Annotated in this window: 23 protein-coding genes and 2 tRNA genes; 10 read left to right on the forward strand and 15 right to left on the reverse strand. The window is 56.5% G+C overall.

Annotated features, from left to right (window positions below):
- The first annotated feature begins 2 nt into the window (after positions 1-2).
- Positions 3-77 (forward strand) — tRNA-Asn (locus Q1B13_RS02675).
- A 132-nt stretch (positions 78-209) separates the two neighbouring features.
- A tRNA-Asn gene (locus Q1B13_RS02680) sits at positions 210-284 on the forward strand.
- Between the two features lie 13 nt (positions 285-297).
- On the opposite strand, the gene Q1B13_RS02685 is transcribed toward Q1B13_RS02680, so the two are convergent.
- From Q1B13_RS02685 to zwf, 4 genes are all read right to left on the reverse strand, one after another.
- On the reverse strand, positions 298-1,923 hold the full coding sequence (locus Q1B13_RS02685; RefSeq protein ID WP_299075620.1) for a long-chain-fatty-acid--CoA ligase: 1,626 nt from the start codon (positions 1,921-1,923) through the stop codon (positions 298-300).
- Positions 1,924-2,111: 188 nt separating this feature from the next.
- A complete protein-coding gene (pgi, locus tag Q1B13_RS02690; RefSeq protein WP_299075625.1) occupies positions 2,112-3,722 on the reverse strand; it encodes a glucose-6-phosphate isomerase in 1,611 nt (536 codons plus the stop codon).
- Between the two features lie 4 nt (positions 3,723-3,726).
- Positions 3,727-4,398 (reverse strand): 6-phosphogluconolactonase, encoded by a 672-nt coding sequence (gene pgl / locus Q1B13_RS02695; protein WP_298934902.1) that lies wholly within the window; start codon positions 4,396-4,398, stop codon positions 3,727-3,729.
- A complete protein-coding gene (gene zwf / locus Q1B13_RS02700; RefSeq protein WP_298934901.1) occupies positions 4,395-5,849 on the reverse strand; it encodes a glucose-6-phosphate dehydrogenase in 1,455 nt (484 codons plus the stop codon). The genes pgl and zwf overlap by 4 nt, the downstream gene beginning before the upstream one ends.
- A gap of 163 nt (positions 5,850-6,012) precedes the next feature.
- Here zwf and Q1B13_RS02705 point away from each other — a divergent pair, with 163 nt between their 5' ends.
- On the forward strand, positions 6,013-6,966 hold the full coding sequence (locus Q1B13_RS02705) for a radical SAM protein (protein ID WP_299075628.1): 954 nt from the start codon (positions 6,013-6,015) through the stop codon (positions 6,964-6,966).
- 3 nt (positions 6,967-6,969) lie between these two features.
- Here the strand turns inward: Q1B13_RS02705 and Q1B13_RS02710 are convergent, their stop codons facing one another.
- Positions 6,970-7,239: an usg protein gene (locus tag Q1B13_RS02710; RefSeq protein ID WP_298934899.1), complete on the reverse strand. Its 270-nt coding sequence runs from the start codon at positions 7,237-7,239 to the stop codon at positions 6,970-6,972.
- Between the two features lie 194 nt (positions 7,240-7,433).
- On the opposite strand from Q1B13_RS02710, the gene gyrA reads away from it, so the two are divergent.
- The gene (gene gyrA / locus Q1B13_RS02715; protein WP_299075631.1) at positions 7,434-10,163 is read left to right on the forward strand and encodes a DNA gyrase subunit A; all 2,730 of its coding nucleotides are present in this window, start codon (positions 7,434-7,436) and stop codon (positions 10,161-10,163) included.
- A 59-nt stretch (positions 10,164-10,222) separates the two neighbouring features.
- Here gyrA and Q1B13_RS02720 read toward each other — a convergent pair whose 3' ends face one another.
- The 4 genes from Q1B13_RS02720 to Q1B13_RS02735 all read right to left on the reverse strand — a co-directional run bounded on the left by Q1B13_RS02720 (position 10,223) and on the right by Q1B13_RS02735 (position 14,983).
- Entirely contained in the window at positions 10,223-11,470 is a 1,248-nt protein-coding gene (locus Q1B13_RS02720; RefSeq protein WP_299075634.1) for a DsbA family protein, read from the reverse strand.
- A gap of 87 nt (positions 11,471-11,557) precedes the next feature.
- Complete coding sequence (locus tag Q1B13_RS02725) at positions 11,558-13,027, reverse strand: carboxypeptidase M32 (protein ID WP_299075637.1); 1,470 nt, start codon at positions 13,025-13,027, stop codon at positions 11,558-11,560.
- Between the two features lie 4 nt (positions 13,028-13,031).
- Entirely contained in the window at positions 13,032-14,177 is a 1,146-nt protein-coding gene (gene ctaA, locus Q1B13_RS02730; RefSeq protein ID WP_299075640.1) for a heme A synthase, read from the reverse strand.
- A gap of 62 nt (positions 14,178-14,239) precedes the next feature.
- Positions 14,240-14,983 carry an RNA methyltransferase gene (locus tag Q1B13_RS02735; protein WP_299075643.1) on the reverse strand — a complete coding sequence of 248 codons (744 nt, stop codon included), beginning with the start codon at positions 14,981-14,983 and terminating at the stop codon, positions 14,240-14,242.
- A 153-nt stretch (positions 14,984-15,136) separates the two neighbouring features.
- On the opposite strand from Q1B13_RS02735, the gene Q1B13_RS02740 reads away from it, so the two are divergent.
- Positions 15,137-15,757, forward strand: a complete 621-nt coding sequence (locus Q1B13_RS02740) for a thiamine phosphate synthase (protein ID WP_299075645.1) — start codon at positions 15,137-15,139, stop codon at positions 15,755-15,757.
- On the opposite strand, the gene Q1B13_RS02745 is transcribed toward Q1B13_RS02740, so the two are convergent.
- Entirely contained in the window at positions 15,754-16,896 is a 1,143-nt protein-coding gene (locus Q1B13_RS02745; protein WP_299075648.1) for a HupE/UreJ family protein, read from the reverse strand. The two genes, Q1B13_RS02740 and Q1B13_RS02745, sit on opposite strands and share 4 nt — an antisense overlap.
- Before the next feature lie 171 nt (positions 16,897-17,067).
- Here Q1B13_RS02745 and Q1B13_RS02750 point away from each other — a divergent pair, with 171 nt between their 5' ends.
- From Q1B13_RS02750 to Q1B13_RS02760, 3 genes are all read left to right on the forward strand, one after another.
- Positions 17,068-17,961, forward strand: a complete 894-nt coding sequence (locus Q1B13_RS02750; RefSeq protein WP_299075649.1) for a PfkB family carbohydrate kinase — start codon at positions 17,068-17,070, stop codon at positions 17,959-17,961.
- Entirely contained in the window at positions 17,958-18,869 is a 912-nt protein-coding gene (locus Q1B13_RS02755; RefSeq protein WP_299075650.1) for a pseudouridine-5'-phosphate glycosidase, read from the forward strand. Before Q1B13_RS02750 ends, Q1B13_RS02755 begins: the two co-directional genes overlap by 4 nt.
- Positions 18,870-18,933: 64 nt before the next feature.
- Positions 18,934-19,632 (forward strand): DUF502 domain-containing protein, encoded by a 699-nt coding sequence (locus Q1B13_RS02760; protein WP_299075652.1) that lies wholly within the window; start codon positions 18,934-18,936, stop codon positions 19,630-19,632.
- Here the strand turns inward: Q1B13_RS02760 and Q1B13_RS02765 are convergent.
- The 4 genes from Q1B13_RS02765 to Q1B13_RS02780 all read right to left on the reverse strand — a co-directional run bounded on the left by Q1B13_RS02765 (position 19,612) and on the right by Q1B13_RS02780 (position 22,135).
- A complete protein-coding gene (locus Q1B13_RS02765) occupies positions 19,612-20,637 on the reverse strand; it encodes a patatin-like phospholipase family protein (protein WP_299075654.1) in 1,026 nt (341 codons plus the stop codon). The two genes, Q1B13_RS02760 and Q1B13_RS02765, sit on opposite strands and share 21 nt — an antisense overlap.
- Positions 20,638-20,649: 12 nt before the next feature.
- Complete coding sequence (locus Q1B13_RS02770; protein ID WP_299075657.1) at positions 20,650-20,961, reverse strand: hypothetical protein; 312 nt, start codon at positions 20,959-20,961, stop codon at positions 20,650-20,652.
- Between the two features lie 45 nt (positions 20,962-21,006).
- The gene (locus tag Q1B13_RS02775; protein ID WP_299075660.1) at positions 21,007-21,780 is read right to left on the reverse strand and encodes a 3-hydroxybutyrate dehydrogenase; all 774 of its coding nucleotides are present in this window, start codon (positions 21,778-21,780) and stop codon (positions 21,007-21,009) included.
- 136 nt (positions 21,781-21,916) lie between these two features.
- Positions 21,917-22,135, reverse strand: coding sequence for a hypothetical protein (locus Q1B13_RS02780; RefSeq protein WP_299076658.1), 219 nt, complete (start codon positions 22,133-22,135; stop codon positions 21,917-21,919).
- On the opposite strand from Q1B13_RS02780, the gene Q1B13_RS02785 reads away from it, so the two are divergent.
- Complete coding sequence (locus Q1B13_RS02785) at positions 22,080-23,894, forward strand: extracellular solute-binding protein (protein WP_299075662.1); 1,815 nt, start codon at positions 22,080-22,082, stop codon at positions 23,892-23,894. The genes Q1B13_RS02780 and Q1B13_RS02785 overlap by 56 nt on opposite strands.
- Positions 23,895-24,479: 585 nt before the next feature.
- A complete protein-coding gene (locus Q1B13_RS02790; protein ID WP_298934882.1) occupies positions 24,480-24,713 on the forward strand; it encodes a hypothetical protein in 234 nt (77 codons plus the stop codon).
- Here Q1B13_RS02790 and Q1B13_RS02795 read toward each other — a convergent pair.
- On the reverse strand, positions 24,710-25,333 hold the full coding sequence (locus Q1B13_RS02795; RefSeq protein WP_298934880.1) for an XRE family transcriptional regulator: 624 nt from the start codon (positions 25,331-25,333) through the stop codon (positions 24,710-24,712). The two genes, Q1B13_RS02790 and Q1B13_RS02795, sit on opposite strands and share 4 nt — an antisense overlap.
- Between the last annotated feature and the right edge of the window lie 38 nt (positions 25,334-25,371).

Raw genomic sequence — 25,371 nt, forward strand, 5'->3', positions numbered from 1 at the left:
GTTCCGGCGTAGCTCAGCGGTAGAGCAGTTGACTGTTAATCAATTGGTCGTAGGTTCGATCCCTACCGCCGGAGCCATTTTTCCCTCAGACACGTACCTGCATTCGGCCGTATTTCTGCGTCTTCGGCACGGTCAGGTTCTTTCGTTGAAAAAACTTAACACCGCCCTCTGGACGTCGTGAAATCTGATTGCTATACGGCGCGAACCGTTCCGGCGTAGCTCAGCGGTAGAGCAGTTGACTGTTAATCAATTGGTCGTAGGTTCGATCCCTACCGCCGGAGCCAATTTCCCCTTGTTTCAAGCTTCGCCCGTCAGGGTGCTTTCGAAATCTGCACGCAGGTTACGTTTCAGCACTTTTCCAGTGGCATTGAGTGGCAATGCATCGACGAACACCACTTTGTCGGGGATTTGCCATTTGGCGATCTTACCGTCGAAGAAGGCCAGCAGCTCTTTTTCGGTGGGGTTTTCGCCTTCGGCTTTGACAGCCACCAGCAACGGGCGTTCATCCCATTTTGGATGCGGCACACCAACAACGGCTGCCGTCGCCAGTTTGGGATTCGCGACGGCGATGTTTTCCAGCTCGACCGAACTGATCCACTCACCCCCCGATTTGATGATGTCCTTGGAGCGATCGCGGATCGTCATGTAGCCGTCCGGATCCAATGTGGCCACATCCCCCGTGGCGAACCAGCCATCCTGCAGCAGTCCCTGATCCTGAAGCTGGAAATAGCTGTCCAGCACCCAATGGCCGCGCACCATCAGATCCCCCTGGGTTTCACCGTCATGAGGCAAGTCGTTTCCATCGTCATCAACGATCTTCAGCTCGACCCCATATGGTGGACGTCCCTGATTTTCTCGCTGTTTGTGCTGAGCCTCAATCGACAGATTTCGGTGCTTCGCCAACGGGTTGTTGGTGGTGCCCAAAGGGCTCATCTCACTCATGCCCCAGGCATGAACCGTGTCGACGCCATAGGTTTCACGGAAAGTTTCGATCATTGACGGCGGACAGGCCGCACCTCCGATCACCGTGCGTTCAAGGCTGGTCAGAGTGCTGCCTGATTTCGCCGCATGCGCCAGCAGGCCCTGCCAGATCGTTGGCACGCCCATGGCCAAAGTAACACCATAGGTGTCGATCAGATTGACCAACGCTTCGCCATGCAGATCCGGCCCCGGCAACACCATCCGAGAGCCCGACATTGCACAGGCATAGGGAGAGCCCCACGCATTCACATGGAACATCGGCACAACCGGCATGACCACGTCCATTGCCGAATACCCTATGACATCGCGTGTGTTCGACCCGAAGCTGTGCAAAACAGTCGATCGGTGAGAATACAACACGCCCTTAGGATTGCCCGTTGTGCCCGAGGTGTAACATAAGCTGGACGCAGTGTTTTCATCAAAGCTGGGCCATTCAAATCCCGCATCGCCGGCTTCGATAAGTTCATCATAGAATTTAACGCCGGGGATTTGCGCCGCAACATCCTCGTTCCGAGGACCCATCAGCACGAAATGTCGAACTTCGGTCAGTTTCTCATGCAGCGCAGCGACCAGCGGGATAAACGTTGCATCAAAAAATAGCACACGATCCTGCGCGTGGTTGATGATGTAGGTCAGTTGCTCGGGGAAAAGGCGCGGGTTGACCGTGTGGCACACATATCCTGCACCCGACGTCGCATAGTAGATCTCAAGATGGCGCCTGTTGTTCCAGGCTAAGGTGCCGATTCTGTCCTGCGGCTCCAAACCGAGGTTGGTCAGTGCAGATGCCAATCGCCGCGCGTTTTTTGCAATCTCGGACCAATTGGTTTGCGTAACCGTGCCGTCTGTTTCAACCGAAATGATTTCGGCCTCGCCATGGTAGCGTTCGGCATGATCGATTAGCGACGAGATCAGCAAGGGCTGCGTCATCATCTGTCCCAGCATGGACATCCTCCCCATTTTGTCGGGGCGACCTTTTGTGGCCGCGACCTTTTATGTCTGTCATCGACACGTAGGGGCGTTGTCCTACGCGTCAATCAACACGTTTCCTCGGGAAGAACCCTGCCAATCATTTAATTGTCTGACAATAAAAGAATGCAGCTTGCTGTCACGATAGGTTGCGATTTTGGCTACTAATCACGGTGCTTCAGGGCATAGCCGACCAAAGCAGCGGTGGACCCGTCTTTGCCGTCGGGGGCCTCGTCCCCCTCAACAATCGGACCAAGTGAGGTTGCCAATTCCTTGCCCAGCTCGACGCCCCATTGGTCAAACGAGTTGATCCCCAACAAAACACCTTCGACGAATACCCGGTGTTCATACAGCGCGATGATCTGACCAAGAACAAAAGGAGTAAGCTTCGGATAGATCAATGTGGTTGAGGGACGGTTTCCGGGGAAGACGCGATGGCGGGATTGTCTTTCCAATTCATTGCCTTCCAGGCCAGTCTTGGCCATACGCGCGCGAGCTTCGTCCAGCGAACGGCCCCGCATCAGGGCCTCAGATTGTGCCAGGCAATTGGCCAGCAAAAGTCGGTGGTGATGGGCCAGCTCTGGCTCGTGACCTTCGGCAGCGACCATGAATTCACAGGGAATCACATCGGTTCCTTGATGGATCAACTGATAGAAAGCGTGTTGCCCGTTCGTACCGGGCTCTCCCCAAACAACCGGGCCGGACGGAACGGTCAAAGAACTACCGTCCATGGCAACGGATTTGCCATTTGATTCCATTTCCAGCTGTTGAAAATAGGCCGGCAGCCGCAGCAAACGCTGATCATATGGCAAAACTGCTCGGCTGGCGTGGCCCAGAACCCGACGGTGCCAGATGCCGACCAGTGCGAGCATTACTGGCAGGTTCTCCGCCCACTCGGCAGATCGAAAATGCAAATCCATCGCCTGTCCGCCGCGCAAAAAGGCATCGAACGCGTTGGACCCAATGGCTATCATCACCGGCAGACCCACAGGGCCCCAAACCGAATACCGCCCGCCGACCCAGTCGGCAAAACCAAAGACGCGGTCTTCCGGGATGCCAAAGGCCTGCGTTTTATCCAATGAGCTGGAAACGGCTGCGAACTGCTTGGCCGAATCCCCTCCGCCATCGGTCATCCAGGCGCGGGCCGTGCGCGCATTGGTCATGGTTTCAATGGTTGTGAAGGTTTTGGACGCCACAATCACCAGCGTTCGTGTCGGGTCCAACTGGCGCAACGTGTCCGCAATATGTGCCCCATCAACGTTAGAGACATAGTGCAGCCGCGGGCCATCGTGATATGGCGCTAGCGCGTGGGTCGCCATGACCGGCCCAAGATCAGAGCCGCCGATGCCAATGTTCACAACGTCGGTAAAGCTGCCCCCTGCCCCGGCTAGTGTTCCGCCGCGCACTTGTTCGGCAAACACGCGCATGCCCTGAAGCGTCTCAAGGACGTCGGGCATGACATCTTGCCCATCAGCTGTGACCGACCCTCCGTCGAGATTGCGCAGCGCGGTATGCAATACCGCACGACCTTCGGTTTCGTTGATCTTTTCACCGGCAAACATCGCAGCACGTCGACCCGCCAGATCGGCTTCTTCGCACAACTGAACAAGGCCCGAACGGACATCCTGATCAATCTGGGTTTTCGAATAGTCGAACAACAGATCGCCCGTGGAGGCCGAGAAACCTTGAGCGCGGTCCGGATCGGCACCGAACAGATCCAGAATGCGGCGGTCTTTCTGTGACGAAGCCAGCGATTTCAACGTGTTCAATTCCATATTCTCACTCCGCCCAGTGCACTGTCAGACCGCTTGTCACCGCAGCGATCGGCGCCTCTTCAGGTGGCAGAGACATCGCCCGTTCCAGTGACTCGCGCTTTGCAGCCCCAAAGATGATCAGATGCTTGGATAGCGCCCCGTCCAACACAGGCGCGGACAGCGTAATGCGGGGTTCGGGCTGCACCTCGGTCCGGGCTACGGCCAGGGTCGGCGCGTGGCTGTCCAACGCGGCTTCCAGCCCGTCCATTCCCGGGAACAGAGACGCCGTATGCATGTCCTCTCCCATACCCAGCACCAGCACCGAGAGCGGCAGGATCGGGGCAATCAGGGATTCGATTTCGGGCAAGGCCGCATCGGGATTGGTACCGGGCACATAAAGCGGCACATATTGCGCGACCGAGGCACGGTTTGTCAGCAGACGATCGCGGATCAATCGCTCGTTCGACCGCTCATGATTGGCTGGAACACAACGCTCGTCTGTAGGTAAAACACGCACCCGGTCCCACTCCAGATCCGCCGCACACAAAACGTCAAACACGGGGCCTGGCGTCGTCCCGCCCGGAACCGCCAACGCAACCGTTTCATCATGCAGCAGCGCGGCCTCAAGCTCTCCTGCCAGTTGGTTTGCCACATTGATGGCAAGCATGTCCCGGTCAGCATAATCTTTGATTTTCATGGCTTTATTCCTTGCCAGAGGCGACCGTCACGTTTCATCAGCAGCTCGGCGTCGCCGGGGCCTGTGCTGCCGCTTTCATAAGGTTTGGGCACATCACCACGCGCTTGCCAGCCAGCAATGACGGGATCGGTCCAGGCCCAGGCGGCCTCCACCTCATCACCGCGCATGAACAAGGTTTGGTTGCCGCGGATCACATCCATGACAAGGCGTTCATAGGCGTCTGGTGGGTCCTGGTTTTCGGGGCCCAAAGCTTCGGCAAAGCTCATGTCCAGCGGTACGTCGATCAGGCGCATGCCGCCCGGCCCCGGCTCTTTGATCGTCACTTTGAGGGTGATCCCCTCATTTGGTTGCAAGCGAATAGACAACGCATTGGCGTGGCGGCCCGCCTCTTCCCCAAAGATCGAGTGCGGCGCGTCCTTGAACATCACGTTTATGACCGAAGATCGGGCCACCAACCGTTTGCCCGTGCGCAAGTAAAACGGTGTACCAGCCCACCGCCAATTGCTGATATGGGTTTTTAGTGCCACATAGCTTTCGGTGGTTGAGCGCGGATTGCCGACAACCTCACGATAGCCAAGCCCATCCAGCCCGGCGGCAAATTGTCCACGCACAATGTGATGCGGTTCAACCGGGTCCAGCGCACGGATCACTTTCAGTTTTTCGTCCCGAACCGCATCGGGATCAAATTTCGCTGGCGGCTCCATCGCGATCAGACACAGCAATTGCATCAGGTGGTTCTGCACCATGTCCCGCATCGCGCCCGAACGTTCATAGTATTCTTCACGCCCATCGATACCTACAGTTTCTGCTACCGTAATCTGGATGTGGTCCACGTATTGGCTGTTCCACAGTGGCTCGAACAGCATGTTGCCAAATCGCACAGCCATTAGGTTCTGGACGGTTTCTTTCCCAAGGTAGTGATCAATGCGATAGATCTGCCCTTCGTCGAAATGAGCAGCCAAAGTCGCATTCAGGGCGCGTGCGCTGTCCAGGTCATGCCCAAATGGTTTTTCGACTACAATTCTGGTGTGTCTTGTGACCATGTCATGCGTTCTGATCCGTTCTGCCAAAGGGCCAAACAAACTGGGACCAACCGAGAAATAGAAGGCCCGGATGCGGTTGTCTTTCAAACGCGCTGCCAGGCTCGCCCATCCATTGTCCGACTTTGCATCCAGCGGAACGTAATCAATGCGCTTCAGAAACTCACTGAGTGTTTCAGTGTCTTTCGATCGGTTTGGCACATGTTGGTGCAACGACTTCGCGACGATCTCGCGGAACTTATCCGGGCTGTGATCGCCCCGTGCGGCCCCAATGATTTGCACATCGGCGGGCCATTGGCCTGCACAGTACCTGCGAAACAACGCAGGCAGAATTTTGCGTTGCGCCAGATCACCGGTGCCGCCGAAAATGACCAGATCAAATGGGTCAACAGGTATGACGCGAGAAACCATGTGTTGTCCTTACCTTGCCCCTATCCGCATGTCCAATGTTAGCGCCACCATCTACGTATTTCTTTTGCTCATCAAAACTCTGTCAGAACCGGTACGCTGCCCTTACTTAGTCCGAAACAAACAGCTAAGTCTGTTCAACCAGTTACAAGAACCGGATCCCGGAATGAAAGACAACGCCCCTCAACTTGCGAATATCGGCAAGTTTCAGAACAAATTGGTGACGGCGGATGGTCAGACCCGAGCATCGGTTGCACTGACAAACCCCGAGACGCTTTGGTTCAACACCGGCACCCTGTGCAACATTGAATGTGTAAACTGCTATATCGAAAGCAGCCCGACCAATGATGCTTTGGTTTACATCTCCACACAGGAGGTCACCGACTACCTCAATCAGATCGAAGAGCGGAACTGGCCGATCCGAGAAATCGGGTTTACAGGTGGCGAGCCCTTCATGAACCCCGAGATGATCGAAATCACACGCGCCGCGCTGGAACGCGGGCACGAGGTTCTGATTCTGACAAACGCAATGCTGCCCATGATGCGCCGAAAGATGCGCGATGGATTATTGGACCTGCAAAAGGACTATAACGACAAGTTAACACTGCGCATTTCCGTCGATCATTACCGCCCCGAACTGCATGACGAAGAACGCGGAAAAGGCAGTTTTTCAAAGACGCTGACCGGTATGGAATGGCTGCGCGACAACGGGTTCAAAATGGCTGTGGCCGGACGGACAGTATGGGGTGATACGGACATTGAAAGCCGCAAAGGCTACGCTGCTTTCTTTGCCGAAAATGGCTTCGACATCGACGCGCACAACCCGGGTCAGACGGTTTTGTTCCCGGAAATGGATGAGACGGTCGAAGTACCTGAGATTACAACTGCCTGCTGGGGCATTCTCAACAAATCTCCGACCTCCATCATGTGCGCAAGCGCCAGAATGGTCGTTAAACGCAAAGGCGCAGACCGCCCCGCAGTTCTTGCCTGCACTTTGTTGCCGTACTCACCGGAATTCGAACTGGGCACCACCCTGGCCGAAGCCGAGGCGGATGTGCACCTGAACCATCCGCATTGCGCCAAGTTCTGTGTTTTGGGCGGGGCCAGTTGTTCGGGCTGACCGTCAGTTAACTCTGAATTCGCCCACCACATTGCGCCATTCACCCGGCGCAATCATCTTTCGATGCGAAAACTTCACCGAATGCAGCGGCCCATCGATTTCGCGCTGCCAGTATTCGATGAATTCAAAAAGCTTGGGATGGTCCGGGGCAAGATCATAATCCTGCCAGATGAACGTGTTCAAGACGTGGATGTAGTCGGGCATATGGTAGAAGAATTCCGCTGTCGTCAGCCCATATCCCTTTAGCATCAATTCTGTTTCGCTTTGCTCCATTCAGACCTCTCATTTCTTGCAAGGTCTCTTCAGCGTACCACGAATTCTTTCTAATTCGTATAATAACAATATGTTACTTACGCGTGAGGTCAGCAATGTAGGGTCAAACCGGTTGCTTGCTTGCACCTTATGTGCCGGGTCTGATAAGGTGCATCCACAAGATATAGTCCCAGAACAATAAGCGGGCAGTTTACGTGAGCGATACGCCAGAAATCCCTGAAAACATGGACGAAACCCCACCCGAGCGCCCCGTATACGATGGCCCGACGGTTTCAATCGAATCCGAAATGCGCACGTCGTATCTGGACTACGCGATGTCAGTCATCGTGTCGCGTGCGATTCCCGACTTGCGGGACGGTTTGAAGCCAGTGCATCGCCGTATTCTTTACGCGATGCATGAGACGGGGAATACGCATGACAAGTCGTACCGCAAATCGGCCCGGCCGGTTGGCGATGTGATGGGTAAATACCATCCACATGGTGATGGCGCGATCTATGACGCGCTGGTGCGGATGGCGCAGGATTTCTCGATGTCACTGCCGCTCTTGGATGGTCAGGGCAACTTTGGCTCGATGGACGGCGATAATCCGGCGGCGATGCGCTATACCGAAGTGCGCATGGACAAACCGGCCGCGTCCCTTCTGGCCGATATCGAAAAAGAGACGGTCGATTTTCAGGACAATTATGACGGCAAGGACAAAGAGCCGACGGTCCTGCCCGCGCGCTTCCCGAACATGCTGGTCAATGGCGCCGGTGGTATCGCCGTCGGTATGGCGACGAACATCCCGCCGCACAATCTGGGCGAAGTGGTTGATGCAACACTGGCCTTGATCGACGATCCGGATCTGACATCCGAACAGCTCATCGACTACGTCCCCGGCCCCGACTTCCCAACCGGTGGTGTGATGCTCGGCCGCTCGGGCGCGCGGAAGGCTTATCTGGAAGGCCGCGGCAGCGTCATCATCCGTTCAAAAACGCGCGTCGAAGAGATCCGCAAGGATCGGTACGCGATTGTTGTCGATGAGATCCCGTATCAGGTCAACAAAGCTGCGATGATCGAAAAAATCGCCGAAGCGGTACGTGAAAAGCGGATCGAAGGCGTGGCCCATGTTCAGGACGAATCTGACCGTAACGGCGTGCGCGTCGTTGTGGAACTAAAGCGTGATGCGACGCCCGAAGTAGTTCTGAACCAGCTGTTCCGCTTTTCGCCGATGCAAACCTATTTCGGCTGCAACATGCTGGCGCTCAATGGTGGCCGTCCGGAACAACTGACTCTGCGCCGGTTCCTGACCTCGTTTATCGACTTTCGCGAAGACGTTGTGGCCCGTCGTACCGCGCATCTACTGCGCAAGGCGCGTGAACGCAGCCATATTCTGTGTGGACTGGCCGTTGCCGTCACCAATATCGATGAAATCGTTACCACTATCCGCCAATCGGCTGACGCGTCTGAAGCTCGCGAAAAACTGATGACGCGCCGTTGGCCTGCCCAGCCGATCCTGGAATACATTGCCCTGATTGATGATCCGACCCATACGGCGAATGACGACGGTACCTATAACTTGTCTGAAACCCAGGCCCGCGCCATTCTGGAACTGCGCCTGCAACGCCTGACTCAGATTGGTGTCAAGGAAGTCACCGACGAGTTGGAAGAACTGGCGGGCAAAATCAAGGAATACCTTGAAATTCTGGGATCTCGCGAACGCATCATGTCGATCATCGGGGACGAACTGCGTGAGGTTCGCGAACGGTTTGCCGTGCCCCGTCGCACCGAAATCGTCGATTGGTCCGGCGACATGGACGACGAGGACCTGATCGAGCGTGAAGACATGGTCGTCACCATCACCTCAGGCGGCTACATCAAACGTACCCCACTGGCCGATTTCCGCGCGCAAAAGCGGGGCGGCAAGGGTTTGTCCGGGATGCAGACCAAAGAAGAGGACGTCGTCACGAACCTCTTCGTGGCCAACACCCATACGCAGCTGTTGTTCTTCACCACGGATGGGATGGTCTACAAGCTCAAGACGTGGCGCTTGCCGCAGTCCGGCCGGACGGGCAAGGGCAAGGCGATCGTCAACATCCTGCCGATCCCAACCGGTGTTTCCATCGCTGCAATCATGCCGGTGGATGTGCCGGATGAAGAATGGGAGAATCTGCAGATCGTCTTTGCCACCAGCGCCGGCGATGTCCGCCGCAACCGTCTGTCAGACTTCACGAATGTCCGCCGCAACGGCAAAATCGCGATGAAACTGCCCGAGGATGTAGAGCTGGTAAACGCCCGCATCTGCTCGGAAGATGAAGATGTGATGCTGGTGACAAATTCTGGGCGTGCCATTCGCTTCCGCACCACGGATGTGCGGGTCTTCAACTCGCGCGAATCCACCGGCGTTCGTGGCATCAAGCTGTCCAATGGCGATCGCGTCGTATCAATGTCGGTGATCCGTCATTTCGAAGCCACGCCCGAGGATCGAGCCGCCTATCTGAAGATGCGACGCGCCGTTGCCGGATTGACGGACGAAGACTCAGGTGAGGACGAAGACGCCGCCGCAAGCAGCGACTTCAGCCAGGAAAAATACGCCGAAATGTCAGCAGTAGAAAACTTGATCCTGACCATTACGTCCGGCGGTGCGGGCAAGCTGAGTTCCAGCCACGATTACCCCGTCCGCGGTCGCGGTGGCATGGGTGTCACCGCGATGGACAAAGCTATGCGTGGTGGCGAACTGGTTGCTTCCTTCCCGGTTGAGATCGATGATCAGATCATGTTGGCGACCTCCAAAGGCCAATCGATCCGCGTTCCGGTCGACGGAATCTCGTTCCGGTCTCGGTCTGCGGGGGGCGTAAAGGTCTTCAACACCGGCAAGGGCGAAGAAGTCGTCAGCGTAGCCTGGATCGCCGATCAGGGTGAGGATGACGAACCTGAAGTCTAAATAGCTTTGCAATCATGAAACAATGGCGTCGCGTTCCCATATGCGGCGCCTTTTGCCGGTCAACTCACAAGCGCATCCTCAACGGCCCAAAGACGGTCTTGGCCCCAGATGCTTTGTCCGGATACGCGAAAGCTGGGAACGCCCCACAACCCGATCTCCTGCAACCTGTCCTGGTTCTGCTCAACACGCGCGCGCCAGTTCTGTGTGGTTAGCTCTTGCCGGGCGATGTTCCAATCTAGTCCAGCCTGCCCAACAATTTGTGCCAACCCATTATTCGTCGAGGCATCCAACCCCTGCGACCAGACCCCGCGCAAAAACGCCGAGCAGTATTCGACCATTCGCCCTTGCGCATGGGCATGATCCAGCAGCGCATACCCACGCTCAACCCCTTCCCCAAGCGGGTCGCAAATACGGCCAAACGGCACCCCCAATCGTCTGGCTTCGCGAGCGCAATCAAGCAGAATGTAGGAAGACTTGGCCTTGGGAACAGGCAACCCACGCATCAGCATTGGCAGAACCGGGCGCAGAACCAAATCCGCGCCACTGCGCCGGGCCAGCTCCCAAACACGATCAAATGCGAGATATGAATAAGGGCTGCGAAACGAAAAGAAGAATTCGATCGCCTGCCCTTCAGCATGGTTATCCTGCAGGTCTGGCACCGGAATCAGTGGCGGCAGATCAGCCCCAAGCCCGGCGTTCTGCAAACGGTCTTCAAGATAGTGGAGTCGATCAACCCCCCAGTACCATTCACCACCATAGTAAAACGTGCCGCCTATATAGTGCCCGAACGAGGATAATTGATGATCCCCCCTTGCCTTGGCGGATGACGGGTCGGTTCCTTTCCCTTTGGAAAACTCTGCACCTGTCCAAAGCTTGCGGCTGATGTCAGAAACGCCGAGCAGGAACTCTCCGTCCTCAAGCTTTGCTGCCAGAGCTTGTTCCGCCTGAGACACCGCATGACGGTCTGGTCCGGTCGCCGAAGGTTCCGCCAGGCCGAGTTTCCGGGCCAGGTTCCTCGAATCGTTCAGCGCATTTCTATGATGTGCCACAGGGTCTGGCACGGCATCTTCGGGCGGTCCAGAGATCAAGTAAGGGCGCACAAAAACCCGATACCTGTCCTGAAATCGCTGCAATACCTGCGCGGTCAAATGACAATAGGGGTCTGCCGCATCGTGAAAGTAGTGCACTACATGGGGTTGGCGCAGAACTTGCCGCCTTCCCTCATGGAAAATCCTTCGGATGCGCAGAAGTTGTCGACTTGTCAGCGCCACAGCCAGCCGAGATTTCACATGTGTATCAAAGGACAAGGTGATCCCTCCGTTTGGGATCACCCTATTCGCATTCCGTTGGAACCCAAGCTGAAAACACGTGGATGTGACGCAACGAGACGAGCCTTACAGCCCGTAAAGCCCCCCAAATTTCTGTTCCAGGTAGGCAAGCAACGGTTCTGGTCCCGGTTCAACCCCGCTGGCGCGCTGGATGACGTCGCGCGGCGCGTATAACCCACCAAAGCGCTGTACGTTTTCACGCAGCCAGCTTGTTGCGCCCGTGGTGTCGCCTGCGGCAAGCTGTTCATTCAACTGTGGCAGTGCATCAGACAAGGTCTGATATAAGCACCCGGCGTAGACATTGCCCAGCGAATAGGTTGGGAAATAGCCGAACAAGCCGACCGACCAATGCACATCCTGCAAGCACCCGTTCGACGGTTTGTCGACAGCATAGCCAAAATCAGCCTCGAACCGATCATTCCAGGCAGCTTCCAGATCGCTGACCGGCAGATCGCCGACCATCAGGGCGCGTTCCAGATCAAAGCGCAGCATGATGTGCAGGTTGTATTGCACCTCATCCGCCTCGGTCCGGATATAGCCGTTATGGACCCGGTTCACCGTTGCATAGAAAGCATCGGCGTCTGCGATGCCGAAATCACCGAATGCCTCATTCATTTGTCCGTATAGCCAGCCGGTAAAGGCACGCGAGCGGCCAAGTTGATTTTCGTAGATCCGGCTTTGGCTTTCATGGACGCCCATCGACACGCCGCTGCCCAACGGCGTCAGCGCATAGGTCGGGTCGATACCCTGTTCATAGGCCGCGTGGCCGACCTCGTGGATGGTGGAGTAGAAACAGTTGAATGGATCTGTCGCACTGGTTCTTGTGGTGATCCGCACATCGGACCCACTGCCCGAGCTGAACGGGTGCACGGCCTTGTCCACCCGGCCCCGATCCAGATCATAGCCAAAGGCTACTGCCAGCTTTTGAGACAGACGCATCTGATCCAATTCATCAAACGACCCTTGCAGCGCTTGCGGCACTGGCTTGTCCAGAACAGCGGCTCGCAACGCAACCAACCGAGGGCGCATCTGATCAAAGATATCCGCGATCTGTCCGCCGGTCGTATAGGGCTCATAATCCTCGACCATTGCATCGTAGATATTGCCGCCCTGCGCCAGCGCTGCGCCTTCTTCACGTTTGAGTGCAACAACCTCTTCCAACACCGGCAAGAAAGCGGCGACATCTTCGTTCGCGCGCGCCTGAGCCCATTTGCCTTGCGCAGCCGATGTGACCCGCGCAATGGCCTTGGCCAGATCGGCGGGCACTTTGACCGTACGCTCATAGGACCGTCGGATTTCGCGCAATTGCGCGTGACCGGCTTCGCATGTCGGTTCGGCCTGTTCCAGCCACTCTGCCACGCGCGGGTCGGACCGTCGCGCGTGCAGCACGGCCTCGATCGCGGCCATCTCTTCTGCGCGCTGAGGGGCTGCGCCGCGCGGCATCACAGTTTCCTGATCCCAGCCCAGCCGTCCGGCAATCTGCCCAAGCGCCGAGGTTTCGCGTTGATACGCCATCAGGTCATCAAATGCAGTCATCAGGTTATGCTCCACGAAGCGAAGTTGCGATGGGATAAGCGGTCAGGAACCGTGCGCGCAGGATCAGCGTCCAGACGACAACCGCAAGGAATTGGTGGAAAATGGCAATCTGCCAAGGTGCGCCATACACAACGGTCAGAATCCCGACCACGACTTGCAGCGACAGGGCCGCAAAGGCCGCGTTGAAGGCAAAACGTGTTTGCGGATGGGAGCTGGAACTGCCGCGCCGCCAGACCACAACACCGAAGGCAAACAGCAAATACCCGGCACAACGGTGGATAAACTGCACCAGACCGGGGCTTTCAAAAAAGTTACGCCACATCGGTTCCAGCATCGTCGCATCGGGTGGCAGGATTTGCCCCCCGATCAACGGCCAATCGGTGTAAGACCGTCCGGCGTCGATCCCGGCAACGAGCGCGCCAATGAGTATTTGTAAAAAGGCGAAATGCATCAGACCGGTGGACAGAGAGAAGAGTTTGGCCTCTTTCGCGCGGCGGGCCTGCATCAGGTCGCGTTCTTCGCGACCCAGTTCAAAGATGTACCATGCCAGAAAACCAAGAATGACAAAGGCCAGACCCAGATGCGTGGCCAGACGATAGCTGGCCACAGCCGTCATCCCCTCGCCCTGCGTCACGCCCGAGGCGACCATCCACCAACCGACAGCACCCTGCACACCACCCAGAGCTCCGGGGATCAGCAGTTTGCCGGTCCATCCAGTTGGAATTTTCCGTGCGATCAGAAAGCCGAGGAAGCCGATAGCCCAAACCAGGCCGATCACACGGCCCAATTGGCGATGGCCCCATTCCCACCAATAGATGGTTTTAAAATCTGCCAGCTCCATCCACTGGTTCTGAATGCGCCACTGGTCGATTTCTTTGTATTTGTCGAATTCAGACTGCCAAGTGGCCTCGGACATCGGAGGGATGGCGCCGGTGATTGGACGCCATTCGGTGATCGACAGACCGCTGTCCGTCAGACGGGTCAGGCCACCCACGGCGATCATCACAACAACCAAGGCAAACAGGATCGTCAGCCAGGTCCGAATGGCCCCACGCGCACCGCCGCGCCCTTTGTCGATCATGCCAGGCTGAACCGCCCGCTGTTTTTCTGTGTCTGAGACGTCTTCGAAGATGCTGCGCTTACTGCTCATGCCGTTCTCATGTGTCTTGGATTTTGTCGCAAGCTAGGGCCATGGGGCACCAAGGTCCAGCCTCAGCCCCTGTCCTTCCAGCGGACCATCTGCCGCATCACGCCGTGCAGCATCTGTACATCGGCTCGAGTCATCCGCATCCGTGACCACAGATTGCGCAGGTTGACCTTCATGCCTTCGGCTTTTTCGGGGGGATAGAAGAACCCGGCCTCGTTCAAACGATCCTCGTAATGCTCGACCAGTTTTTCAACCTCGATCCCGGTGGCCCAGTCGCCCTTGCCCAGATCAGTGGTCTCGTGCACCACATCGCCGGACTGCCGCATCCATTCATAGGCGGTCAGCAACACACATTGCCCCAGGTTCAGCGAGGCATATTCTGGATTCACAGGAACCGAGATGATGGCGTTGGCCTTGGCGATATCCTCGTTTTCCAACCCGGCCCGTTCGGGGCCAAACAAGACCGCCACTTTCTCGCCCGCCGAAACTTTTTCAGCGGCGATTTGCATGGCGCGTTCCGGGCTGAAAACCGGTTTGGTCAACCCCCGCTGGCGGGCAGTTGTAGCGAAAACATAAGTGCGATCGCCCAGTGCCCCAGACAGATCATCAAACAGCTGCGCTTCGTCCAATAGACGGCCCGCACCGCTGGACATGGCCACCGCCTTGGGGTTCGGCCATCCATCCCGCGGGGCCACGATGCGCATCCGATCCAGACCAAAGTTCCACATCGCCCGCGCCGCGGCGCCGATGTTTTCGCCCATTTGTGGGCGTACAAGCACGAATGCTGGCTGGGATCTGTCGCTGGGCATCACTCACTCCAAAAGTTCCGCCTGCTCTAATCCCGTCAACACCACAGGGCAAGCCATCCTGACCGCCAAATCCCGCGGCCGCAGGCATAAAAGTTTGCTTCCCCGTCGCAATCCGCTAAACCGCGCCAAAGACTGACAGCCAAGGACGCGCCAATGGACACCCCCGAGCAGCCGCAGATTTACCTGATTACACCGCCAACCGTTGCGCTCAGCACGTTTCCGGACCAGTTGGCGCGCGTTCTGGATGGCGCTGACATCGCCTGCATCCGGTTGGCTTTGGCGGGCAACGACGAAGACACCATTTCCCGTTCTACCGACGCCTGTCGTGAGGTCGCCCATGCGCGCGACGTGGCATTGGTGATCTCGAACCATGTCTTACTGGCGCAAAAGCTTGGCCTGGATGGGGTGCATTTGGACGATGCGGCGCGATCTGTCCGCGCTGCCCGTAAGGAATTGGGTCCAGATGCCATCGTTGGCAGCTTTTGTGGCACCTCCAGCCATGACGGCATGACGGCAGGAGAAGCCGGTGTGGATTATGTGGCTTTTGGTCCGGTGGGAGAATCTTCGCTGGGTGATGGTACGCTGGCCGAAAAAGACCTGTTTCAGTGGTGGTCCGAGATGATCGAAGTTCCGGTTGTGGCCGAGGGCGGGTTGACCCCCGAATTGATCCGCGATCTTAGCCCGTGCACCGATTTCTTTGGCATCGGGGATGAGATCTGGTCCAGCGATGATCCCTCGGGGGCTTTGAACACCCTGCTGGCAAACATGCCCTAGCCAAACAGCCAGGGTTCGACTGTCAAAAACACACCAGCAACTGCAATTACCATCGAGGCCAGGATCGAAACCCGGCCCTGCAGCCTGTGCAATCCACCGGTGATCACCACAGACGCCGCAAAGGCGGCAAAGGCAACAGCGCACAGCGCCAAAACGATCCCGCCCGCAAACCCCAATATCGCCGGGGGTAGATGGTTGGGTGGCACACCAATCTCGGTCAGGGCAAAGGTCCACACCAGACCCTGAAGCAATCCGGCTGCAAAAACGGCAATCACACGCAGGATCTGCAGCCGCCGAGAGATCAAGTTCCATACCGCCAGACCAGCGATTGCAAATGCCAATGATTGCGATGCAGCTGTCGAAGAAATACTCACGGCGTCGAAAGCTCCGGCACTCAATCCAAGCAAGATACCCAGTGAGAAGAACAGCAGTTGCATCAAAAACGGGCGCAAGTTCAGCGACAGAAACACCAGCGTAAGCACAAGCAAAATCGGTTTGGGGCCGCTGGTTAGAACCTGAGAGAGACCTTTCGGAAGGAATGTCTGCAGGGTTTGTTCGGTGGTCAGGGCCGCGCCACCCTGAAGCGGAATCACTGGAGTCGTTTGGCCGCCTGTCAGGTACCCGGTATACGGGGCCGAGACACGCTGCTGCTTGATAACCGCTGACCCGCTACCATCAGGCCAAGTCAGTCGAAAACCGGATGCGCCGTCTGTCAGAGGCGCCGTCAGCAACAGCTTTGAAGTCCGCACCGTTTGGGGATCCCCTACAACCGGGATACTCACGCCTTCGTAAGACAAAACAACCGGGCCTGCGATATCAACCTGCAAGGTCTGCATCCACGGTTTGGCAAAGGCTTTCACCTTTGGCTCCAACTCGGACGACACCAATTGGCGCAAATCCTTGTAGTGACGGTTGTTGTCAAAACCGGTCGCGCTTTGCGGATCAACTCCGGCCAGAAACGCTTCGGCATTCAGGCTGATATCCAGAAACAAGGTGTCTGACTTGGTCCAGAACTCGACAATAGTCGGTGCCGGAGATTGCGCGAAAACAAAACTTGGAGCCAGAGTCAGCGCCGCCATACAACTCAACAACAGAACTTTTAGATGGCAGAGGATGGCAGGTATCAAACCATCTCTCATAAGAAACGCTCCGGGCTACAAATCAAATCATCAAACATTTAGCCCGAGTGTCTTTCCGAAACAAAATGATCGCAAGCCCAAAGCGCCGCACAGGCGGGTCTCCACCGGGATTCTCGAAAGGCGACGACGTTCGCACTTGCACGGGCATCAGGGCTGCGGCATGACAGCATGATGACTCAGAACAGCGAAATCCTGTGTATCGGCTCGGTCCTGTGGGACGTAATCGGACGATCTGCCAGCGCCATGCGGCATGGATCAGACGTACCTGGGCGGATTACCCGCCTGCCCGGCGGCGTGGCCATGAACATCGCAATGACATTGGTCCGGTTTGGCATGACCCCGACATTGTTGACCGCCATTGGCCGGGACCCGGAAGGCGACGAGTTGGTTCGTTCGTGCGCTCGACTTGGCATGGTCACGGACCAAATCTATCGATCCCAAGACCTTCCTACCGACCGCTATATGGCCGTCGAAGGCGCCAATGGTCTGATCGCCGCAATTGCCGACGCGCATTCATTGGAAGCTGCTGGCGCCAAGATCCTGCGTCCATTGATGCACGGGCCCTTGGGGTACGAGAACACGCCTTTCCAGGGCCCAATCGCACTGGACGGCAACCTGACACTGGACTTGCTGGAAGAGATTGCGCAAAGCCCGGCCTTTGCCCGCGCCGATCTGCGTGTAGCGCCTGCTTCACCTGGCAAGGCCGAGCGTCTGCAACCGTTCCTTAAACACGCCCGCGCCACGCTTTACGTGAACCTGGAAGAGGCCGGCCTGCTGTGTCAGCGCGAATTCGAGGATTCCGAAAGTGCTGCCAAAGGTTTGCTGGACCGTGGCGCGCTGCGTGTGCTGGTCACTGACGGCGGCAATTCAGCCTCTGTGGGAACCGCCGCGGGCGTTCTGACACAAACCCCGCCATCCGTCCTTGTCACGCGTGTGACAGGTGCTGGCGATACTTTCATGGCAGCCCACATCGCAGCCGAAGCCAGTGGCGCAGACAACGACACGGCTCTCAAACGCGCTCTGCATGCAGCCGCAACTTATGTTTCCGGAGAAACCCCACTGTGATCGACATTCAATACTCCGCCGAGGTCCGCACCGCCAAAGAGGCAGGCCAGCCCATCGTCGCGCTTGAAAGCACCATCATAACCCATGGCATGCCCTACCCGCAGAACATCGAAGTCGCAGCACAGGTTGAACAGGACATCCGTGATGCAGGTGCTGTTCCGGCCACAATGGCGGTGATCGAAGGCAAACTGCATGTGGGGCTTGAGGCAGACGAACTGAAGGCCCTTGGACAGGCGCAAGGCGTGGTAAAAATTTCGCGCGCTGATATGGCGGCCTGCATGTCTACAGGTGGCACCGGCGCAACCACGGTGGCGGCGACTATGATTGCCGCCAACTATGCAGGCATTGAGGTGTTTGCCACTGGCGGCATCGGTGGGGTGCATCAGGGCGCGGAGACGTCATTTGATATTTCCGCTGACCTGCACGAATTGGGACAAACCCCGGTCACGGTGGTGGCTGCTGGCGCCAAAGCCATCCTTGACCTTGCCAAAACGCTTGAGGTTCTGGAGACATTGGGCGTGCCAGTCATTGCCCACGGTCAAGACGCGTTTCCAGCATTTTGGTCCGCCAAATCGCCATACAGTGCCCCGTTACGCATGGACAATGCAGAAGACATCGCACAGGCGCATGCCACCCGTCGCGCCCTTGGGCTGCCCGGCGGGCAGTTGGTCGCCAACCCGATCCCGGTCGCAGATCAAATTCCGGCCGAGGAATTAGCCCCGATCATTGCATCCGCTCAGGCTGATGCGGACGCACACAGGATTACCGGAAAGGCCGTCACGCCCTACCTGTTGCAGCGGATTTACGAGAAAACCGAAGGCCGTTCATTGACCGCTAACATCGCTTTGGTGCGCAACAATGCCCGGCTGGCGGCCGCTATCGCCAAGGCTTTGGCGAAGGGCGTGTAAGTCTGACCTATTGCACTAAGGCTGCGGATTGCCTACCTAAATCTGCAAACCACTCGGAACCGCAATGAACACACCTTTCGACGAAGAACCCCAACGCCGCCCTGGCCTATTCTCACGGTTCCGTGCGTCTTTTCTAACGGGCATCGTCGTCATTGCGCCGGTGTGGCTGACGATCTGGCTGATCTGGTCTGTCGTCGGCTGGATCGACAGCGCTGTGTTGCCGCTGATCCCACACCAGTTCCGACCCGAGCAATATGTCGGCATCAACCTGCGCGGCGTTGGCGTCGTTTTCTTTCTGATCTTCACAGTGCTTGTTGGTTGGGTGGCCAAGGGCATTCTGGGGCGGTCACTGATTCATTTTGGTGAACGTGTTGTAAATCGGATGCCGGTGGTTCGATCCATCTATTCAGGCATCAAACAGATCTCGGAAACGGTGTTTGCGCAAACCGAGCGGTCATTCGAGAAGGCCTGCCTTATTCAGTACCCACGGCGCGGGATTTGGGCGATTGGATTTGTCTCAACAACAGCCAAAGGTGAAGTTAGTCAGAAGACGGAAACCGGTGGCGATTTGCTGAGTGTCTTTGTGCCGACAACACCCAACCCAACATCAGGATTCCTGCTCTTCTTTCCTGCCGAAGATGTGATCTTGCTGGATATGTCGATCGAAGACGCCGCCAAATTGGTGATTTCGGCTGGGCTGGTCTATCCCAACGGCGCGGATCCGACGCAACCGCCGGAAGAGTCACCCGAACATCGCGGGTAAATCCACCGTGCTGGTCTGACCAAGATCGTCCTTGTGGCGAGACAGAAACCCGTCTGCAGCCTCGCGCCCGGCTTTCTTCAGCTTGTGCAGGATCACCGGATTTGGAACTGTTTTCGTCGCCACGGACAAGCTGTTCATCAGCTCGTTGTCAGCGATCATGTGAACCAGAACACGGCTCATCTCACCCGGTTTCAGCTTGCCATCCTCGAGCAGTCGCTGAACAAAGTTGATCGCCCGCAATTCGCGAAACAGTGAAGAGTTAAAGCTGATCTCATTGATCCTGTTCTGGATCTGCTGCGGGGTAACCGGTATCTCGTCCCGCTCAAGCGGGTTGATGTTGACGATCACCACATCTTCGGGAAACGCTTTGTTGAACAACGGGTACAGCGCCGGATTGCCAGTATACCCGCCGTCCCAATAGGCCTCGGCCCGGTCGGTTGCGGGATCATAAATCTCAACGGCTTTGAACAGGCTGGGCAAACAGGCTGAGGCCAGAATGGCATCCGTTGAAATCTCGTCCCCGGTGAATATTCGAATCTTGCCGCTGCGCACGCATGTGGCACATACAAACAGGCTTGGCCCCTGATCCGCGCAAACTTCGCTGAAGTTGAACCGATCCACTACCGATTCCAAGGGGTTGCTGTAAAACGGGCCATAGGCGTAGGGCGACACCATGCGCGACAACGCATCCCCAATGGAATACGGCACTGAATATTCCATTGCTTGTGCAATTTGCGCAGGCTCTATTCCGCGGAACCAATTGGCCATGCGCATGTCGCCAATCGCGCCCATGCGCTTCCACAGCCCATCTAGTTGCTCGCGGGCGCCGTCACGGCCCGCATGCACCATACCGGCCTTAAACGCCGCGCCGTTCAGCGCCCCGGCAGAAGTTCCGGTGATGGCCGCAACCTCGATGTCTTCTTCGTCCAGAAGGCGATCCAGGACACCCCAAGTGAACGCCCCATGTGCTCCGCCTCCCTGCAATGCCAGATTGATCTTTTTCAATTGCGGCCTCCGTCACTCATTACCGAGAGCAGCTTCCAGAGCTTTATCAAACTCATCTCGTGAAATCTCTATCGAGTATCCACCATCCCATTCCTCTTCGAACTCATCTGGAGGCTCGGGATCAATCGACAACGATCCTATAAGATTATCCTCGCCAACACTTAAGACCTCAGGGCCGGAGCTTCTCTTCGGTGAGGCAGACGGATAGTGATTAATGGCTTCTAACATCGCACCTTCATGAGAAATCCTGAAGTACTGCAAATATGGTGTAGTAACTGCATTCTCATCAACCAACTTGAAGTAGCGAAATCCAGTTTTTCTCATCCAGTTGTTTTCCCTTTCATGAAAACCCCAACGCCCAAACAAACCCTAAAGCGCCGTCCAGCCACCATCCACAGAAATGGTAGTACCCGTGATCTGCGCCGCCGCATCTGAGCACAGGAAAATGGCTGTCCCACCGAGTTGCTCAACGGTCGCAAACTCTTTTGAAGGCTGACGCTCGAGCATGACGTTCTTGATCACGTCTTCGCGGCTCATGTCGTATTCTTTCATCGTGTCCGGAATCTGGGCCTCGACCAAAGGCGTCAGAACATAGCCGGGGCAGATCGCGTTGCATGTGATCGGTTCCCGAGCGGTTTCCAGCGCCACGGATTTGGTCATCCCGACCACCCCGTGTTTGGCCGCCACATAAGCTGACTTAAACGGGGACGCTGTCAGCCCGTGCGCCGAGGCAATATTCACAATCCGGCCCCAACCTGCGCTGCGCATCATCGGCAATGCAGCAGCAGTTGTGTGAAAGGTCGAACTCATGTTGATCGCAATAATCGCGTCCCATTTGTCGACCGGGAACTGATCAATCGGCGAGACATGCTGAATACCCGCATTGTTCACCAGAATATCGCAAGCTCCGGCCGTCTCAATCAGGGCCCGGCATTCGTCGCCCTTGGACATGTCGGCTTTGATGTAACGCGTATTGGTGCTGGTTTCCGCCGCGATCTCGGCGGCCAGCGCATGGTCTTCATCGCGATCCGTGAACGAGTTCAGGACAACATCCGCCCCGGCCTTGGCCAGTTCGCGCGCGACGCCAAGCCCGATCCCCGAATTCGATCCGGTCACGATTGCAGTTTTGCCCGACAGGGTCATGAGCGTTCTCCCACAGCATTTGACTATGCGCACAATGCCATGCTGCACCTGCAAAGAAAACGGGGAAACATCCGGGATCAACGCCGCGACTGCAAAATCCTTTGCGCCCAAAAAAAACGCCCGCACGAAGCGGGCGTTAAGTTATTGAGGCAGGTTTCATACAGGCAAGAAACCTATCGAGCAGTGCGACCTTTATAAGCAATTCTGCGCCTTCGTCCAAGCTAAAAGTTTGATAATAAGAAAAATCATCGGTACGGTTAATCCCAACAAAATAAGGCCAGAGCAGGATTGTTTCCAAAATGAGCCCGGATTTTCTACGCCCTCTTCGCCCCGTCGCAGCGGGAATCGCCTGCATTTTCGCGTCGTCTTTCGCCCTTGCAGATTCGTCTCATGGCATAGCTATGTATGGTGACCCGGCCCTACCACCGGATTTTGTGTCCCTGCCTTACGCGAATCCAGATGCGCCCAAAGGTGGAAAGGTAGTTTTCGGAAACACCGGCGGCTTTAACAGTTTGAACCCGTTTTTGCAAAAAGGCACCTCGCCGTGGCAATTGCGATTTTGGACCCATGAAAGCCTGATGGGCCGATCCTGGGACGAACCTTTCACTCTTTACGGTCTGTTAGCCGAATCAGTTGAGACAGCGCCAGACCGATCCTGGGTTGAATTCACCCTCCGGGAAGAGGCCCGGTTCTCCGACGGCAGCCCAGTCACGGTCGACGATGTTATCTGGTCTTATGAAACCTTGGGCACCGAAGGTCACCTGCGATATCGCGGGTTGTGGGGCAAGATCGACAGCATCGAACAAACCGGCCCGCATTCGGTTCGTATCACGTTCAACGAACCTGATCGGGAACTTGCGCTGATCGCAGGTCTGCGCCCAATACTGCAAAAGTCGCAATGGGACGGAAAAGACTTCGCAGACGGTCAGTTGCAAGACGTGCCGGTTGGCAGCGGCCCCTATGTTGTCGATGGCTACGAAGCCGGTCGCTATGTGAACCTACGCAGGAACCCCGACTATTGGGGGGCCGATATTCCATTCCGGCGCGGCACCATGAATCTGGATGAAATGCGGATCGAGTTCTATGGTGACGCAACCGTTCTGTTCGAAGCGTTCAAAGCCGGCGAACTGTCCGCAGTGCGCGAATTCAACGCAGATAAATGGGACAACCAATACGGATTTCCGGCCATTCAACGCGGGGATGTGATCAAGACGGAAATTCCCCATGGCAAACCATCGGGTATGACCGGGTTTGTCATGAACACCCGCAAGGCACCGTTTGATGACTGGCGTGTGCGCGAAGCCCTGACTCTGGCCTTCAATTTTGAGTTCATCAACGACACGATTACCGGCAGCGCGCAGCCGCGCATCACATCTTACTTTTCCGGCTCGGACTTGGCCATGCAACCCGGTCCCGCAACCGGCAGGGTCGAAGAATTGTTGCAGCCTTTCGCGGATGATCTGCTGCCCGGCACGTTGGAAGGCTACGGCGCACCTACGGGGGACGGATCGGCGCGAAACCGGGCCAATATACGCAAAGCCACAAAGCTGTTGGCCGAGGCTGGTTGGACCATACAGGACGGTGTTCTACGAAACCAGAACGGTGAAGCATTCAAGATGACAGTGTTGCTGCAACAAGGCGACACCGATATGGCGATTGCGGTCGAAATCTATGCGCGCGCACTTGAACGCTTGGGCATTCAGGTTCTGACGGAACAGGTCGACAACGCGCAATACACCGGCCGCACCGCCGAGCTGGACTTTGATATCACGCCATTCCGACGCGCGATGTCCCTGTCACCAGGAAACGAGCAGCGCCTGTATTGGGGTAGCGAGAATGCGGACGCCCCGGGAACACGCAACCTGATGGGCGTCGCATCACCGGCCGTGGACGGAATGATTGATGCCATGCTCGCCTCGGAGTCACGAGAGGACTTCGTGGCAGCCACACGGGCGTTGGACCGCGTTCTGACAGCGGGCCGTTACGTGATCCCAATCTGGAGCTTTGATATCGGGCGCATCGCCCATGTCAGCACTTTGAAATTCCCGGACACGCTGCCGATATACGGTGACGGACCGCAATACATGCCCGAAGTGTGGTGGTACGAGGAGTAGTGCGGCCACCCCCGGCCCCCAACCGGATTGTTTAAGCAAGGCTTACGAACTCGGATGGCGCTCACAAGGTAATGTTCCGATTCATTGAACTCGAGGATGAAAACCGGGCAGTTTTGTCGTCTTTCGGCTTTTGATCAGTCAACCGAGTTGTCATCGGTTTTATTTCGGCAAAATCTGGCACATCATTCGCGGACACGAGATGTGGAAAAGCTCCTCAGGAAACCACTGCATAAAGCCCTCGCGACTGCATCTAGTGTACTGGAAAGAAACACACACATGCGCAATGCAAAGCGCTTCAAGCTATTGCAGCGCGCGAAGAACATGGCTTCAATCACGGTCTAAATATCTATATGTTTCTGACACATAAGCCTGATCCATCCAAGCCGTCCGGAACAGAATAAATCTAGCGATCACCCGTCGGACATAAAGTTCACTCGTCCTAAGCGCGACGCGCCGCAGTTCGAAGGTTCCAAACATGAACCTCTCGTGCCCTGCGACATTTTGTCATGTCTCACGTGACGTAAACCCGTTCGTACCCTGTAGTTGGGGAGAGCAGTTCTGAACCCGAACAACTGAAAGCTCGCGATGCTGAACTGGACAGATATCACAAAAGACTGGGGCGCGACCTATGAGCGCGCGAAACGCCGTTTTCCGAACCTGCGCGACCAGGACATGATGCGTGTTTGCAAGGATCGTAAACGGTTCGAAGCCTATCTTGCCGAACGCCACCATCTGACGGTCAACGAGGCCCACGAAGAGGTCGAGGATTTTCTGTTTACTGAACGCCTGAACCGGGAACTTCTGGTGCACGCATCTTAGGACAGTGATGTCACCCAAAGGATGGTCGCATCCTCATCGCTGACCGAAATCACGTTATGCCCCATACTGCCATCGTAGTAGGCGCTGTCCCCGCGGCGCATTTCTACTGGTTCATAGAATTCTGTGTACAGGCGAACAACGCCGGTCAACACATACATGAACTCTTCGCCGTCATGGCGTACCCAGCCTTCGAATTCGTCCATTGATCGTGAACGAACGCGGGCCCGATATGGCAGCATCTGCTTTTTTGTCAGTGTTTCAGCCAGCAATTCATGCTCGTAGGTCGCAGTGGCATGGGCAGCGCCTTCGCCCATTCGGGTAACGGCCATACGTCCGATCACCTGATCCCGCTGCGGCGGCGTAAAAAGCTGCGGCACCGAAATCTCGAGCCCGATCGCCAGCTTTTTGAGCGCATCATAAGTGGGCGACATTTGCCCATTCTCGATCTTGCTGAGCGTTGACCGCGCAAGCCCTGCTTGACTGGCCGCCTGTTCCAACGTCCACTTTCGCGCTTTGCGCAGCTCTCGCACTCTTGCGCCAAGGTCCAGCGGTTCGAGTTCCGAATGATCGCCTGCGTCACGGGCAATACGGATAAGGGATTTGGGATCTTGGGTACTCATATGCCTTTCTATAGGGCCAGCCAACCGTGCTTGCAACG

It is taken from the genome of uncultured Ruegeria sp., from assembly GCF_947489545.1.
Taxonomy (GTDB): Bacteria; Pseudomonadota; Alphaproteobacteria; order Rhodobacterales; family Rhodobacteraceae; genus Ruegeria.

Bases quoted from the DNA above. Each gene is read 5' to 3' on its own strand.
- Q1B13_RS02685 (WP_299075620.1), bottom strand. From the start codon at position 1,923: ATGCTGGGACAGATGATGACGCAGCCCTTGCTGATCTCGTCGCTAATC.
- pgi (WP_299075625.1), bottom strand. From the start codon at position 3,722: ATGGAATTGAACACGTTGAAATCGCTGGCTTCGTCACAGAAAGACCGC.
- pgl (WP_298934902.1), bottom strand. From the start codon at position 4,398: ATGAAAATCAAAGATTATGCTGACCGGGACATGCTTGCCATCAATGTG.
- zwf (WP_298934901.1), bottom strand. From the start codon at position 5,849: ATGGTTTCTCGCGTCATACCTGTTGACCCATTTGATCTGGTCATTTTC.
- Q1B13_RS02705 (WP_299075628.1), top strand. From the start codon at position 6,013: ATGAAAGACAACGCCCCTCAACTTGCGAATATCGGCAAGTTTCAGAAC.
- Q1B13_RS02710 (WP_298934899.1), bottom strand. From the start codon at position 7,239: ATGGAGCAAAGCGAAACAGAATTGATGCTAAAGGGATATGGGCTGACG.
- Q1B13_RS02725 (WP_299075637.1), bottom strand. From the start codon at position 13,027: ATGACTGCATTTGATGACCTGATGGCGTATCAACGCGAAACCTCGGCG.
- ctaA (WP_299075640.1), bottom strand. From the start codon at position 14,177: ATGAGCAGTAAGCGCAGCATCTTCGAAGACGTCTCAGACACAGAAAAA.
- Q1B13_RS02735 (WP_299075643.1), bottom strand. From the start codon at position 14,983: ATGCCCAGCGACAGATCCCAGCCAGCATTCGTGCTTGTACGCCCACAA.
- Q1B13_RS02740 (WP_299075645.1), top strand. From the start codon at position 15,137: ATGGACACCCCCGAGCAGCCGCAGATTTACCTGATTACACCGCCAACC.
- Q1B13_RS02745 (WP_299075648.1), bottom strand. From the start codon at position 16,896: ATGAGAGATGGTTTGATACCTGCCATCCTCTGCCATCTAAAAGTTCTG.
- Q1B13_RS02750 (WP_299075649.1), top strand. From the start codon at position 17,068: ATGACTCAGAACAGCGAAATCCTGTGTATCGGCTCGGTCCTGTGGGAC.
- Q1B13_RS02760 (WP_299075652.1), top strand. From the start codon at position 18,934: ATGAACACACCTTTCGACGAAGAACCCCAACGCCGCCCTGGCCTATTC.
- Q1B13_RS02770 (WP_299075657.1), bottom strand. From the start codon at position 20,961: ATGAGAAAAACTGGATTTCGCTACTTCAAGTTGGTTGATGAGAATGCA.
- Q1B13_RS02775 (WP_299075660.1), bottom strand. From the start codon at position 21,780: ATGACCCTGTCGGGCAAAACTGCAATCGTGACCGGATCGAATTCGGGG.
- Q1B13_RS02785 (WP_299075662.1), top strand. From the start codon at position 22,080: ATGAGCCCGGATTTTCTACGCCCTCTTCGCCCCGTCGCAGCGGGAATC.
- Q1B13_RS02780 (WP_299076658.1), bottom strand. From the start codon at position 22,135: ATGCAGGCGATTCCCGCTGCGACGGGGCGAAGAGGGCGTAGAAAATCC.
- Q1B13_RS02790 (WP_298934882.1), top strand. From the start codon at position 24,480: ATGCTGAACTGGACAGATATCACAAAAGACTGGGGCGCGACCTATGAG.
- Q1B13_RS02795 (WP_298934880.1), bottom strand. From the start codon at position 25,333: ATGAGTACCCAAGATCCCAAATCCCTTATCCGTATTGCCCGTGACGCA.